Raw genomic sequence first — 14,833 nt, 5'->3', positions numbered from 1 at the left:
CCTATCGGGGGCCGGGCTCTCCGAGGGAAACGGAATCAGGCGGCGGCGCGGGCTGCGATCTTGGCATCCCGCTTCGGCTGCGTCCTGATATGGGTGGCATAGAGCGTCAGGCCGGTAAACGAGAGGCCGCCGACAAGATTGCCGAGCACGGTCGGGATCTCGTTCCAGACCAAGTAGTCCATGATCGAGAACTTCGCATGGAGCATCAGCCCCGACGGGAACAGGAACATGTTCACCACCGAATGCTCGAAGACCATGTAGAAGAAGACCAGGATCGGCATCCACATCGCCAGCACTTTGCCCGGGACCGTCGTCGAGATCATCGCACCGACCACTCCGGTGGAGACCATCCAGTTGCACAGCATGCCGCGGATGAACAGCGTCGCCATGCCGGCCGCGCCATGCGCCGCGTAGCCGAGCGTCCTGCCTTCACCGATATTGCCGATGACGGCGCCGACCTTGTCCGGCTCTTGCGTGAAGCCGAACGTGGTCACGAACGCCATCATGAAGGCAACCGTCAGCGCCCCGGCGAAGTTGCCGATGAAGACAAGTCCCCAGTTGCGCAGCACGCCTCCGATCGTCACGCCCGGCCGTTTGTCGATCAGGGCCAGGGGCGAGAGCACGAACACGCCCGTCAGAAGATCGAAGCCTAGCAAATAAAGCATGCAGAAGCCGACCGGAAACAACAGGGCGCCGACGATCGGCTGGCCGGTGTTCACATTGATGGTGACGGCGAACCAGGCCGCGAGCGCGAGGATCGCGCCCGCCATGTAGGCGCGGATGACAGTGTCGCGCGTCGACATGAAGATCTTGGACTCGCCTGCGTCCACCATCTTGGTGACGAATTCTGAAGGCGCGAGATACGACATTCAAACATCCTTTTGCTTGCTCTCGGGAGACGATTGCGTGCTCCCTTGGGAGGGGGGCTCCGCCTCTCCAGGGACATCGCAGCGTGCAGGCGGTTCGGGTGTCGAATGCGGGAAGGGTGTCACGACGACCGCGCCGAGGGGACCTCGGTGGCGTGCGAGAATCCGACCCGGAGATCAGGCGCCATCGGCCTCGACAGTCCGGCGAACCGCAGTCATCGTTGACTTGCAAAATTTCAAGCAAAGCGTGTGCCAAATTTGGTGGCAACAACAAAAGCCAACGTTTACAGCGGACTACACCGCAGCGTGGCTGCTGCCGCAGCGTGACCCCGACCTATTGTTGATCTGATGCTCAGCGAACAATCGCGGCGTGCCCACTTTGTGTGCGCCGCACACAAAGTGGGCGAATCGCAAATTTTACGAGCGGTTGCGAGCATCCAGAGGTCGGGGCCAATTTAGCTAGACTATTGATTATTCAAGCCTTCTGGATCGCCGGATCCTTGGCATGAAGCTTGAATAGTTGACTCCGACGCCATCGATGCCGTCTGCGCAAACCCCATCCGACATCTGACGCTGCCCCCTCCGAGGCTTACCTCGGAACGCGCCTTTGTGCGCGCTCGTGCGGCGCCTGACGGACGGGCCTTTCACCCCATCGAGCGCTTTTCAGACAAAGGACGACAGCACTCATGACGAAGACTGCCAATCCCGCTCGCCGCAACGGCCTCAGCCGTCGTCAGCTTCTCAAGGCCGGTGCAGGCACGGCTGCGCTGCTTGCAGCCGCGAAGCTGAACTTGCCGGGCGGAGCTTTCGCCCAGGGGGCGGGGCCGGAAGTCACCAGTGCCAAGCTCGGCTTCATCGCGCTCAGCGATGCCGGTCCGCTGTTCGTCGCCAAGGACAAGGGGCTGTTCGCCAAATACGGCATGCCCGATGTCGACGTGCAGAAGCAGGCCTCGTGGGGCACGACCCGCGACAACCTCGTGCTCGGCTCCGAGGGCAACGGCATCGACGGCGCGCACATCCTCACCCCGATGCCCTACCTCATCTCGTCGGGCAAGGTGACACAGAACAACCAGCCGACGCCGATGTATATCCTGGCGCGCCTGAACCTCGATGCGCAGTGCATCTCCGTCGGCAAGGAATATGCCGATCTCAAGCTCGGCCTGGACACGGCGCCGTTCAAGGCGGCGCTCGAGAAGAAGAAGGCCTCCGGCAAGTCGGTGAAGGCCGCGATGACCTTCCCCGGCGGTACCCATGACCTCTGGATCCGCTATTGGCTCGCGGCCGGCGGCATCGATCCGGACAAGGACATCGAGACCATCGTGGTGCCGCCGCCGCAGATGGTGGCCAACATGAAGGTCGGCACCATGGACTGCTTCTGCGTCGGCGAGCCATGGAATGCGCAGCTCGTGAACCAGGGCATCGGCTACACCGCGGTCACCACCGGCGAGATCTGGAACAAGCATCCCGAGAAGTCGTTCGCGATGCGCGCCGCGTATGTCGACAAATTTCCCAAGGCCGCGAAGGCGCTGACGATGGCGGTCATGGAAGCCCAGCAATGGTGCGACAAGGCCGAGAACAAGCAGGAGCTCGCGACCATCATGGCCAAGCGGCAGTGGATGAACTGCCCGGTCGAGGACGTCGCCGGGCGCACGGCCGGCAAGTTCGACTACGGCACCGGCAAGGTGGTCGAGGACTCCCCGCACATCATGAAGTACTGGCGCGACTTCGCCTCCTATCCGTTCCAGAGCCACGACCTCTGGTTCATCACCGAGGATATCCGCTGGGGCAAATATGAAGCCGGCTTCGACGCCAAATCGCTGATCGCCAAGGTCAACCGCGAGGACATCTGGCGCGAGGCCGCCAAGGAGATGAACGTCGCCGCCACCGAGATCCCGACATCGACCTCCCGCGGCAAGGAGACGTTCTTCGACGGCAAGGTGTTCGATCCGCAGGACCCGGCTGCGTATCTGAAGTCGCTGTCGATCAAGCGGGTCGACGTCTGATCAGGATCAGTCGCCGCGTGCGTCAGCGCGCGGCGCCCTCTCATTGCACGGAGAAAGGCTTCCGATGTCCATGCCCGCGTTGACCAATGATAGCGCTCCCAAGGATAGCGCTCCCAAGGTGGCGGCGCCCACCTCGGCGTCCGTCGTGACGATGACGCCGAAGCAGCAGCCGCGCGCCGAAAGATATGTGAAGATGGCGCGAGAGGCGGCCGTCCGCGTCGTTCCGCCCCTCATCGTCATGGCGCTGTTCCTGCTGATCTGGGAGCTGGTCTGCCGCCGGGCCGGCTCGGCGCTGCCGCCGCCGTCGCGCGTGTTCACCGAGACCCGCGAGCTGATCTTCCATCCGTTCTTCGATCATGGCGGCGTCGACAAGGGCCTGTTCTGGCATCTCGAAGCGAGCCTCCGCCGCGTCGCCTTCGGCTACGCGATTGCCGTGGTCATCGGCGTCGGCGTCGGCACCCTGATCGGGCAGTCGGTGTGGGCGATGCGTGGCCTCGATCCGATCTTCCAGGTGCTGCGCACGATTCCGCCACTCGCCTGGCTGCCGCTGTCGCTCGCCGCCTTTCGCGACGGCCAGCCGTCGGCGATCTTCGTCATCTTCATCACCTCGGTCTGGCCGATCATCATCAACACCGCGGTCGGCATCCGCAACATCCCGCAGGATTATCGCAACGTCGCGGCGGTGGTGCAGCTCAATCCGCTGGAGTTCTTCGCCAAGATCATGATCCCGGCGGCGGCGCCCTACATCTTCACCGGCCTGCGCATCGGCATCGGCCTGTCGTGGCTCGCCATCGTCGCGGCCGAGATGCTGATCGGCGGCGTCGGCATCGGCTTCTTCATCTGGGACGCGTGGAATTCCTCGCATATCAGCGAGATCATCCTGGCGCTGTTCTATGTCGGCATCATCGGCTTCGTGCTCGATCGTCTGATTGCGGTCGTCGGCAAGATCGTCACCCGCGGCACCGCGACGAACTGAGAGGTAACGGATCATGGCCTATCTGAAGCTCGATCACGTCGACAAGACCTTCACCCGCGGCACCACGACGACCGAAGTGCTGAAGGACATCAATCTCTCGATCGCGAAGGGCGAGTACGTCTCGATCATCGGCCACTCCGGCTGCGGCAAGTCGACGATGCTCAACATCGTGGCGGGTCTCACCACGGCGACCACCGGCGGCGTGCTGCTGGAGGAGCGCGAGGTGAACTCGCCCGGGCCGGACCGCGCCGTCGTGTTCCAGAACCACAGCCTGCTGCCCTGGCTCACGGTCTACGAGAATGTGCGGCTCGGCGTCGACAAGGTGTTCAGCAAGACCAAGACCCGGGCCGAGCGCGACGCCTGGACCCTGCACAATCTCAACCTGGTGCAGATGACGCATGCCAAGGACAAGCGGCCCAACGAGATCTCGGGCGGCATGAAGCAGCGCGTCGGCATCGCGCGTGCGCTCGCGATGGAGCCGAAGGTGCTGCTGCTCGACGAGCCGTTCGGCGCGCTCGACGCGCTGACCCGCGCGCATCTGCAGGACTCCGTGATGGCGCTGCACCAGAAGCTCGGCAACACGATCCTTATGATCACGCACGACGTCGACGAGGCCGTGCTGCTGTCGGACCGCATCGTGATGATGACCAACGGGCCGAGCGCGCGCATCGGCGAGGTGCTCGATGTCGCGCTGCCGCGGCCGCGCAAGCGGCTCGACCTCGCGACGAATGCTACCTACGTCAAGTGCCGCCAGCGCGTGCTGGAGTTCCTCTACGAGCGGCACCGCTTCGTCGAAGCGGCATGACGATTTCGGCGGCGGAGGTCGAATCGAACCGTCCTCCGCCCCAGGCGACTAACGGGTTCTCGTTTCCATCATCGCAGGATTTCCCATGACGCCGTCTCAGATCGAGCTCGTTCAGGACAGCTTCGCCAAGGTCGCGCCGATCTCGGAGCAGGCCGCGGTCATTTTCTACGATCGCCTGTTCGAGGTCGCGCCTCAGGTGAAGGCGATGTTTCCCGCCGATATGACCGAGCAGCGCAAGAAGCTGATGGGCACACTTGCGGTGGTCGTCGGCGGTCTGTCGAATTTGCAGACGGTGCTGCCGGCGGCGAGCGCGCTCGCCAAGCGCCATGTCGGCTATGGCGCCAAGCCGGAGCATTATCCGGTGGTGGGCTCCGCGCTGCTGTGGACGCTGGAGAAGGGGCTCGGCGACGCCTGGACGGATGACGTCGCGGCGGCCTGGACCGCCGCCTACGGCACGCTGTCCGGCTACATGATCGCGGAAGCCTATGGCAAGGCGCAGGCGGCGGAGTAGGCCCGTTGAGTGAACCACTCGTCATCGTCGGCAATGGCATGGCCGCGGCAAAGCTGGCCGAAGAGCTGTCGCAGACCGCGCTCGGCCGCTACGCGATCGCCGTCATCGGCGAGGAGCCGCGGCTGGCCTACAATCGCGTGCTGTTGTCGTCGGTGCTGGCCGGCGAGGCCGCGTCCCACGAGATCGAGCTCAAGCCAGCCACTTGGTGGCGGGAGCGCGGCGTGACACTGAAATACGGTGCGCGCGTGACCGCCATCGATGTCGGCCGCCGCGAGCTCCAGATCGAGAACGATGAGAACGTGGCGTTCTCGCGCCTGGTTCTGGCCACCGGCTCACTGCCGCTGCGGCTTCCCGTGCCCGGCGCCGATCTACCGGGCGTTCATACGTTCCGTGACAGCCGCGATACCGACGTGCTGTTGGCGCTCGCGGCGAAGAAGGGGCGCGTGGTGGTCGTCGGCGGCGGCCTGCTCGGGCTGGAAGCGGCCTATGGCCTGGCGCGTGCCGGCGCCAGGGTGACGCTGCTGCATTTGATGGACCGGCTGATGGAGAGGCAGCTCGACGCGCCGGCGGCCGCGTTGCTCAAATCGCTGGTGGCGCGCAAAGGGATCGAGGTTCTGCTCAATGCCAGCACCGCGGCCATCCATGGCGACGGTCGCGTCGAAGAAGTCGAGCTCGCCGATGGGCGGCGCCTCGCCACCGACGCCGTGATCTTCGCTGCCGGCATCCGGCCGAATGTTGCACTCGCGAAAGAGGCGGGGCTCGCCGTCAATCGCGGCATCGTGGTCGACGACGTCATGCAGACCAGTGCGCCCGGCATCTTTGCGCTCGGCGAATGCGCCGAGCATCGTGGCACCTGTTATGGTCTCGTCGAGCCCGCCTATGAGCAGGCGCGGGTGCTGGCGCGGCATCTGGCCGGCCGCAAGGCGGCCTATCAGGGCAGCGTGGTGTCGACCAACCTGAAGGTGTCAGGCGTGTCCGTGTTCTCGGCCGGCGACTTCATGGGCGCCGAGGGCAGCGAGGCGATGGTGCTGAACGACGCCAGGCGCGGCACCTACAAGAAGCTCGTCATCGCCGATGGCCGCCTCACTGGCGCCGTGCTGATCGGCGAGACTCAGGATGCGCTGTGGTATCGCGACATGATCCGCAACCGCGAACCGATCGCATCGATCCGGACCGCGATGATGTTTGGCCGCGCGGGGGCGCGGCCGCAGGCAGCGTGAGAGGGGCCGCGCACGACGATGACGACAGTCGATCCCAAGCTGCGCACGGTGCGCACGGCCTGTCCCTACTGTGGCGTCGGTTGCGGCGTGCTCGCCACGCCCGATGGCGGCGGCGGCGCTGCGATCTCCGGTGACCCTTCGCATCCGGCCAATCTCGGCCGGCTCTGCTCGAAGGGCTCGGCGCTCGGCGAGACGCTCGGGCTCGAGAGCCGGCTGCTTTATCCGATGATCCGCTGCAAGGGCGGCATGCAGCGGGTGGCGTGGAGCGATGCGCTCGATCACGTCGCGACCCGTTTGAAGCACATCGTCGCCCGCGACGGCGAGGACGCGGTCGCGTTCTATCTCTCCGGCCAGATGCTGACCGAGGACTATTACGTCGCCAACAAGCTGATGAAGGGCTTTCTCGGCTCGGCCAATGTCGACACCAATTCGCGGCTGTGCATGGCCTCGTCGGTCGCCGGGCACCGCCGCGCCTTCGGCGCCGACACCGTGCCCGGCACCTATGAGGATCTCGACCACGCCGACCTGCTGGTCTTCGTCGGCAGCAATGCCGCCTGGTGCCACCCGGTGCTGTACCAGCGCATGCTGGCCAACAAGCAGGCGCGCGGCGCGAAGTTCGTGGTGATCGACCCACGCCGCACCGACACATCGAGCGAAGCGGACCTGTTTCTTGGGCTCAAGCCCGGCACCGATGCGGCGCTGTTCTCCGGCCTGCTGGTTCATCTCGCCGATCATGGCGCGCTCGACCGCGACTATATCAACAGCCACACCAGTGGCTTCGACGAGACGCTGGCGCGGGCGCGCAGCCTTGCCGGCAGCGCGGGCGCGACCGCGCTCGCGACCGGTCTGTCCGAGGCCGACGTCACCGCTTTCTTCAAGTTGTTCCGCGACACGCCCAAGGTCGTCACCCTGTATTCGCAGGGCGTCAACCAGTCGGCGCAGGGCACCGACAAGGTCAATGCGATCCTCAACTGCCATCTCGCGTCAGCACGCATCGGCAAGCCTGGGATGGGACCGTTCTCGCTGACCGGCCAGCCCAATGCGATGGGCGGCCGCGAGGTGGGCGGGCTCGCCAACCAGCTCGCCGCCCATATGGGCTTCACGCCGCCTGACGTCGACCGCGTCCGCCGCTTCTGGAAGGCGCCCGACATCGCCACCCATGAGGGGCTGAAGGTGGTCGCGATGTTCGAGGCCATCGCGCGCGGCGAGATCAAGGCGCTGTGGGTGATCGGCACCAATCCGGCGGTGTCGCTGCCGGACGCCGATCTCGTCCGCGCCGCCTTGAAGAAGCTCGAGCTGCTCGTCGTCTCCGAGAACGTCCGCTCCAACGACACCGTCGATGCCGGCGTGCACGTGCTGCTGCCAGCGCAGGCCTGGGGCGAGAAGTCGGGCACCGTGACCAATTCCGAGCGGCGCATCTCGCGCCAGCGCGCCTTCCTCGCGCCGGCCGGCGAGGCCAGGCCGGACTGGTGGATCGTGAGCGAGGTCGCCAAGCGGCTCGGCTTCGGCAGCGCCTTCACCTACAATTCCGCGGCCGACGTGTTCCGCGAGCACGCCGCGCTGTCGGCGTTCGAGAACGACGGCAGCCGCGATTTCGACATCGGCGCGCTGGCGACGCTCACCGATGACGAATACGACGCGATGGCGCCGGTGCAGTGGCCGGCGCGTGCAGGCAAGCCGCCCGAGCCGCGCTTCTTCGCCGACGGCGCCTTCTTCACCAACGACCGCAAGGCGCGCTTCGTCGCGCCCGAGGTGCCGGCGCTGCGCAGCGAGACCAATGCGGCGCGCCCGCTGCGGCTCAACACGGGACGCATCCGCGACCAGTGGCACACGATGACGCGCACCGGCCTCAGCCCGCGGCTGTCAGCCCATCTGCCGGAGCCGTTCGTCGAGGTCCATCTGGATGATGCCTTGCGCTACGGCCTGATGCATGACGGCTTCGCCAGGGTGACGACCGATCACGGCCAGTGCATCCTCAAGGTCGTCGTGAGTGAGCGGCAGCAGCGCGGCATGCTGTTCGCGCCGATCCACTGGAACGCGACCAACTCCTCGCATGGCCGCGTCGGCGCATTGGTCGCCTCCTACACCGATCCGTTTTCCGGGCAGCCCGAGGCCAAGGCGACGCCGGCCGCGATCAGTCCTTATGAGTATGTGTTCCGCGGCTTCATCCTGTCGCGGACCGAGCTCACGCTGCCGTCGCATCTGTGGTGGGTGCGGGCGACGGTGCAGGGCGGATTCGGCTATCTGTTCGCCGACAATGGCGACCTGTCGCGCTGGCCGGCCTGGCTGAGGGCGCGCGCGACCGACGACGTCGCCGACTACATGGATGTCGGCGGCGGCGTCTATCGCGCCGCCTCGTTCGCCGGTGACCGTATCGAAACCTGCCTGTTCGTCGGCCCGGGACATGATGCCGGCGACTGGAACGTCGTGAAGACGATGTTCGCGGCCGATCGTCTCGACGATGATCAGCGCCGCGTGCTGCTGTCGGGCCGCGCGCCGGATGGCGTCGGCGGCGGTCCCATCGTCTGCGCCTGCTTCGGCGTCGGCCGCGACACCATCTGCGATGCGATCGCCGCCGGCGCGCGCACGCCCGCCGCGATCGGCTTAGCGCTCAAGGCCGGCACCAATTGCGGCTCATGCATCCCGGAGATGAAGCGTCTGATCGCGCAGACGGCGGCGGACACCCCACCGATTGCGGCGGCGAGCTAGCCGAGAACACCGTCATTCCGGGGCGAGGCCTTAAGGCCTCGAACCCGGAATCTCGACATGGTGGACATGAACCGTCGCAAACCAAGCTCGGGATTCCGGGTTCGACGCTTCCGCGCAAAATCGCTACGCGATTTTGTCGCGAGCGTCGCCCCGGAATGACGGGCGTGAAGGAGAGGCCCCGCATCGCGAGAGTTGAGCGGCCGGGCCAATCGACGCCGCGCGCGCCATCCTCTATGCTCCAACCCATGAAGCACAAGACATTCGGAACCGGCGGCGCCGGCGTCTCCGTGATCGGGCAGGGCACCTGGTATCTCGACCACGCCGACCGCAGCCGCGCCATCACGACCTTGCGCCGCGGTCTCGATCTCGGCATGAGTCACATCGACACCGCCGAGATGTATGGCGACGCCGAGCTCGTCATCGCCGAGGCCATCGCCGGCCGCCGCGACGAGGTGTTCCTGGTCTCAAAAGTGCTGCCGAGCAACGCCTCGCGCAGGGGCACCATCACCGCCTGCGAGCGCTCGCTGCAGCGGCTGAAGACCGACCGGCTCGACTGCTATCTGCTGCACTGGCCGGGCTCCTATCCGCTCGCGGCGACGGTGGCAGCGTTCGAGGAGCTGAAGGCCGCCGGCAAGATCGCATCCTGGGGCGTCAGCAATTTCGACGTCGATGATCTCGACGAGCTGCTCGCGGTCGCAGGCGAGGGCAAGATCGCCTGCAACCAGGTGCTCTATCATCTGCAGGAGCGCGCCATCGAGCACGTGGTCATCCCGTGGTGCGGGCAGCATGGCGTCGCGGTCGTGGCCTATTCGCCGTTCGGCCATGACGACTTTCCGGAAGCCGGCAGCCCGGGCGGGGAGGTGCTGCAGCGGATCGCAGAGCGGCACGGCGCAACGCCGCGACAGATCGCACTCGCCTTCCTGACGCGCGCCTCGTCGCTGCTTGCGATCCCCAAGGCGTCGCGGCCGGAGCATGCCGAAGAGAACGCCGCGGCCGGCGACGTCGAGCTGACCGCGGCCGAGATCGCAGCGATCGACCGCGCCTTTCCGCGTGGGCCGAAGCCGCGCGGGCTGCCCATGCTGTAGCGCAGCATCACGGATAATTACGGAGCATTGCTACCGGGGCGCGTGGTCAGCGCATATCGGCTGCCCGCTTTCGGCGGGTTGTCGGAGCCGCGCATTTGGCGTTTTGTCGCCGCTCACCGATTCGTTCCGCTCCCGAATTATCCGAGTTCGACCGTGACCCCGCCACCGAGTGCGGCCGCTGCCGCGCGGCTCGACGACGCGCCGATGCCCCTGCAAGCGAAGCCGCCAGCGGCGCATAAGCGCGCGCCCGCGCGGGCCGATCGGCCGTTCCGCGGCATCGCGCTGATCCTGCTGTCGACCGTGTTCCTCGGCACCTCGGACGTGACCGCGAAATATCTGTCGAAGACGCTGCCCTCGATCGAGATCACCTGGATCCGCTTCGTGGTGTTCGCAGCCATCATGGTGCCGGCGATGATCCCGGGCTCGCCGTTGTTTGCGCTGCGCACGACCCGGATCAAGTTCCAGCTGATGCGCGGTGTCGCGTTGCTCGGCTCGTCGATCTTCTTCATCTCCGGCCTGCGCTACCTGCCGATCGCGGAAGCCTCCGCCACGGGATTCGTTGCACCGCTGTTCGTCACCGCGCTGTCGATCATCTTCCTCAGCGAGAAGGTGGGCCTGCGGCGCTGGATCGCGACCGCGGTCGGCCTGTGCGGCGTTCTCGTCATCCTCCGGCCCGGCACCGGTGCGTTCCATGTCGCCGCGCTGTTCCCGATCGTCTCTGCGTTCGCCTGGGCCTGCACCCTGATCATGACGCGCATGATGAGCGGGCGCGAGCACGCCATCACCATCATGACCTATTCCTCGATCGCCGGCGTCTGCCTGCTGACCGCGATGGTGCCGTTGGTCTGGGTCACGCCGACCTGGCATGACATCCTGTTCGGGCTCCTGATCGGCATAGCCTCCACCGCGGGGCAGTGGATCGTGGTGCTGGCGTTCCGCTACGCCGACGCCTCGGTGCTGGCGCCGTTCTCCTACACCCAGCTGCTGTGGGTCAGCATCCTCGGCTTCCTGGTGTTCGGCGAGGTACCGGACGTCTGGACCATCGTCGGCGCCGCCTTCATCGTCTCCAGCGGCCTCTACACTGCCCATCGCGAGCGCGTCCGCCGCTCGCAACTGCTGCAGGTCGCCGGCGAGAGCTCGCCGAATCCCTGAATCCACACGGCCGTCATTCCGGGACGCGCCCGAAGGACGCGGACCCGGAATCTCGAGCTTGGCTTGCCCGGCATCTCACCTCGGGATTCCGGGTTCGAGGCCTGCGGCCTCGCCCCGGAATGACTCTGTGTGGCTTGGAGCCGGCACGCACCGATGCTAGGGGTGCCCTGAGCAACAAGAACAACAGGGAGCGCGCCGCCATGATCACCTTGACGCCCGAAACCGTCCTGCCCGACGACGGCACCAGCGGAACGCTGGTCGGCCGGGCCTGGCGGCCCGATGTCGACGGCCCGGCCGTGGTCGCGGTGCGCGGCGACGGTGTGTTCGACGTCACCTCCGCTTTCCCGACCGTCAGCGCGCTGTGCGAACACGACGATCCCGGCGCGGCCTTGCGCGGCATGGGCGGCGAGCGGATCGGCGACCTCGCCGAGATCCTGACCAACACGCCGCCCGATCGCCGCGATCCGGCAAAACCCTGGATGCTGGCGCCGGTCGATCTGCAGGTGTTGAAGGCCGCCGGCGTCACCTTCGCGATCTCGATGCTGGAGCGGGTCATCGAGGAGCGGGCGCGCGGCAATCCGGCGTCGGCCGATGCGATCCGGAAAGAAGTGGTGCGGCTCGTCGGCGACGATTTCTCCAAGCTCAAGCCGGGCTCCGAGCAGGCGATGCACCTGAAGCAGGTGCTGATCGAGCAGAATGCCTGGAGCCAGTATCTCGAGGTCGGCATCGGCCCCGATGCCGAGGTCTTCACCAAGGCGCCGACGCTGTCATCGGTCGGCACCGGCATGGATGCCGGGCTGCATCCGAAATCGACCTGGAACAACCCAGAGCCGGAGGTCGTGCTGGCGGTGTCGAGCCGCGGGCGCATCGTCGGCGCGATGCTTGGCAACGACGTCAATCTGCGCGACTTCGAAGGCCGCTCGGCGCTGCTGCTGTCGAAGGCCAAGGACAACAACGCCTCCTGCGCGATCGGCCCCTTGCTGCGGCTGTTCGACAAGAGCTTCACGCTCGACGACGTCAGGAAGATGGATGTCGCGCTGACGGTGACCGGCAGCGACGGCTTCGTGCTCGACGGCCATTCCTCCATCAGCAAGATCAGCCGCGATCCGACTGATCTCGTCGCCCAGACCATCGGCGCCGTGCATCAATATCCCGACGGCTTCGCGCTGTTCCTCGGCACCATGTTCGCGCCGGTGAAGGACCGCGACGCGCCGGGGCAGGGGTTTACGCACAAGCGCGACGACATCGTCACCATCTCGGCGCCGCAGCTCGGCCGTCTCGTCAACCGCATGCGCAACAGCGACGAATGCGAGCCGTGGACGTTCGGCCTCAGTGCGCTGATGCGCAGCCTTGCGCGGCGCAAGCTGATTTGACCCACGCGGCCTCCACAAGTTCGATGTCATTCCGGGGGCGCGCGACAGCGCGAGCCCGGAATCCATACGCCGCAGCGGTCGTGAGTCAGACAATATGCGACGCCAGTCGACCAAGCTCTCGCTTCAGATCCGACACCCATCCCGCGATCTCGCCGCCGTCTGCCAAACCCTCGGACGACAGCCGAAAGTGATCTGGAGCAAGGGAGAGGAGCGACGGACGCCCAACGGCCGCAGCCTTGGCGGTAAGCAGGACAGATCATATTGTACGATCGAGTTCGGACGGGCCTCTCGGACGGCGTTATCGACGAAAATGACCGCCGCGCTGGCGTGGCTCGCGCCGCATCGCGCGCTGCTGCGGCGGCTGGTAGCTACCGGTGGGCGCGTTAGCTTCTATGTCGGCTGGTTCTGTGATGAGCACACAGGCGAGGCATTTGACTGGAATCTCCTCGCTGCCTTGGCAGATCTGCGCATCGTGCTGGAGCTGAACATCTACGTCCCGGATCCTCCCGCGGCGTAAGCAACGCAGCGGGGGATCGCCGGGTGCCAATTCGGTTGCTGCTAGCGTGAAGCAGATCAGAAGGCGTTTTGCACCTCACACATGCCCGGACGTCATCTCAGCGCCCCGGCTCGACCGCCTCTGGCCTCGGCGCGCTGATGCGCAGCCTGGCGCGGCGCAAATTGATCTGACGACAGGGCAGCGCGGTTGCTTCAGCCGTTCCGCACCGGCGCAAGACTGCGTTGTCCGTCCGCCGCGAGCATGGCGCGCCGGCTGGCGACCGCCTCGTGAAACTGGATCAGCACCAGGTTGAAGGCGGTGAGATCGCCGTCCTCGATCGCGCCGTCGTCGTGGCAGGCCAAGGTCTCACGCAGGATGGCGTCGGCCTCGCATTGCATCTGATCGAGCTCGGCCGGCGTCTGCGCCTGCCGCGCGGTGGCAATGGCCGAGAGCAGACGGTCGCGATGATCGGTGTTGTCCATGCGCTCGTCGCGCTTGAGGTAGTGGCGCAGCCACGCTGCAGCTGACCCGAGGCCCGACAGCACGAGCACAGCGCCCCAGAGATAGTCGCTGTATTTGTCGAGGAAGCTGCGCTCGTTGTTGTCGATATAGGCGGCGGCGCCGGGATGGGCCGGCAGCGCCGCGTCCTTGTCGGTGTCGGGCTTCTGGATCTTGGCAGCGCTCGGAACGGTCTTCGCGAGCTGCGCCTTGACCGTGAACAGCTGCCGCGTGAACGTGCCGGCCGTATCCTCCGGCAGCGAAGCTGCGGCGATGATCAGCTGATTGACCCCGACCGTCTCCACCTTGTCGTCCGGCCGCTGCGGAGTGGTACCGAAGGCGCCGGTCGGAATTTCGTCAGACTCATAGAGCGGATGTCGCTCGGCGATCGCTTCGGACACGTCGACAGCGAGAAAGCGCGGCTCGCCGCGGCGGCGGGCGGTGGCGGTGATGGCGTCGGCGATCGTCTTGTCATTGAGCGCGCCGACCATCGCGAAGGCATCGAGCGTCATATCCGCCGTCATGTCTGCCACCTGATTGACACCGAACTGGACGACCGCGACCTTGTCCGGATTGACGCCGGACTCGCCGAGTACGACGCGGAGCAGGGCGACGTTGACCTGGCTGGCCCCGATCACGCCGAGGCGGCGGCCGGCCAGATCGGCGATGCTTTTCACCCGCGAATCCGATTTCGGCTTCGATCCCCGGGACGAAGCCGACCACAGCACCAGCAGATTGCGCCGGAGGATGGCCATCGAGCGCGCCGTCGGCGGCAGCTGCAGATCGCCGCGGGCGACGGCGAGGTCGGTCTGTCCGTTCGCCAGCAGGGTGGTGCTCTGCAGCGGTCCATCGGTTGCGATCGGCACCAGCCGTACCGCGTCGTCCTTGGTGTCGAAGGCCTCCGCCATGGCCCGGACCAGCGTGTCGTCGTCGCCACCGGCCGGCCCGACCGCGATCCGCAAGGTCGCCGGTTGCCAGAGCCAATAGCCGATGGCGAGCGCCACCGTCACGAACGACAGGAAGGTCGCCAGTGCGAGCAGCTTTGGAAAGCGGCGCCGCCGGCGCGGCGCGGGACTGTCTTTGACGGCAACCGGGTCTGGCATCGGTGAGATCTGAGCCTCGATGGCTGACGCGGCCGA

General features: G+C 66.3%; 12 protein-coding genes. 10 read left to right on the top strand and 2 right to left on the bottom strand.

What is annotated here, in order from left to right:
• Window positions 1–35: 35 nt before the first annotated feature.
• Complete coding sequence (locus LQG66_RS12040) at window positions 36–869, bottom strand: formate/nitrite transporter family protein (RefSeq protein ID WP_231326432.1); 834 nt, start codon at window positions 867–869, stop codon at window positions 36–38.
• A gap of 683 nt (window positions 870–1,552) precedes the next feature.
• Between LQG66_RS12040 and LQG66_RS12035 the strand changes: the two genes are divergently transcribed.
• From LQG66_RS12035 to LQG66_RS11990, 10 genes are all read left to right on the top strand, one after another.
• Entirely contained in the window at window positions 1,553–2,869 is a 1,317-nt protein-coding gene (locus LQG66_RS12035; RefSeq protein WP_231326431.1) for a CmpA/NrtA family ABC transporter substrate-binding protein, read from the top strand.
• A 64-nt stretch (window positions 2,870–2,933) separates the two neighbouring features.
• Complete coding sequence (gene ntrB, locus LQG66_RS12030) at window positions 2,934–3,845, top strand: nitrate ABC transporter permease (protein WP_231326430.1); 912 nt, start codon at window positions 2,934–2,936, stop codon at window positions 3,843–3,845.
• A 13-nt stretch (window positions 3,846–3,858) separates the two neighbouring features.
• Complete coding sequence (locus tag LQG66_RS12025) at window positions 3,859–4,650, top strand: ABC transporter ATP-binding protein (RefSeq protein WP_231326429.1); 792 nt, start codon at window positions 3,859–3,861, stop codon at window positions 4,648–4,650.
• An 85-nt stretch (window positions 4,651–4,735) separates the two neighbouring features.
• Window positions 4,736–5,161: a globin family protein gene (locus LQG66_RS12020; protein ID WP_231326428.1), complete on the top strand. Its 426-nt coding sequence runs from the start codon at window positions 4,736–4,738 to the stop codon at window positions 5,159–5,161.
• Between the two features lie 5 nt (window positions 5,162–5,166).
• Entirely contained in the window at window positions 5,167–6,381 is a 1,215-nt protein-coding gene (locus LQG66_RS12015) for an NAD(P)/FAD-dependent oxidoreductase (protein ID WP_256460616.1), read from the top strand.
• A gap of 18 nt (window positions 6,382–6,399) precedes the next feature.
• Window positions 6,400–9,090: a nitrate reductase gene (locus LQG66_RS12010; RefSeq protein WP_231326427.1), complete on the top strand. Its 2,691-nt coding sequence runs from the start codon at window positions 6,400–6,402 to the stop codon at window positions 9,088–9,090.
• Between the two features lie 245 nt (window positions 9,091–9,335).
• Window positions 9,336–10,175, top strand: coding sequence for an aldo/keto reductase (locus LQG66_RS12005; RefSeq protein ID WP_231326426.1), 840 nt, complete (start codon window positions 9,336–9,338; stop codon window positions 10,173–10,175).
• 204 nt (window positions 10,176–10,379) lie between these two features.
• Window positions 10,380–11,327: a DMT family transporter gene (locus LQG66_RS12000; protein WP_231327760.1), complete on the top strand. Its 948-nt coding sequence runs from the start codon at window positions 10,380–10,382 to the stop codon at window positions 11,325–11,327.
• A 200-nt stretch (window positions 11,328–11,527) separates the two neighbouring features.
• Window positions 11,528–12,700 (top strand): fumarylacetoacetate hydrolase family protein, encoded by a 1,173-nt coding sequence (locus tag LQG66_RS11995; RefSeq protein ID WP_231326425.1) that lies wholly within the window; start codon window positions 11,528–11,530, stop codon window positions 12,698–12,700.
• Window positions 12,701–13,010: 310 nt separating this feature from the next.
• Complete coding sequence (locus LQG66_RS11990; protein ID WP_231326424.1) at window positions 13,011–13,217, top strand: hypothetical protein; 207 nt, start codon at window positions 13,011–13,013, stop codon at window positions 13,215–13,217.
• Window positions 13,218–13,408: 191 nt separating this feature from the next.
• Here the strand turns inward: LQG66_RS11990 and LQG66_RS11985 are convergent, their stop codons facing one another.
• The gene (locus LQG66_RS11985) at window positions 13,409–14,797 is read right to left on the bottom strand and encodes a TAXI family TRAP transporter solute-binding subunit (protein ID WP_231326423.1); all 1,389 of its coding nucleotides are present in this window, start codon (window positions 14,795–14,797) and stop codon (window positions 13,409–13,411) included.
• Window positions 14,798–14,833: the final 36 nt, after the last annotated feature.

Source organism: Bradyrhizobium ontarionense (assembly GCF_021088345.1).
Classification (GTDB): domain Bacteria; phylum Pseudomonadota; class Alphaproteobacteria; order Rhizobiales; family Xanthobacteraceae; genus Bradyrhizobium; species Bradyrhizobium ontarionense.
Note: the sequence above shows the minus strand (reverse complement) of the source record. Positions and strands in the feature narration are given on the sequence as shown.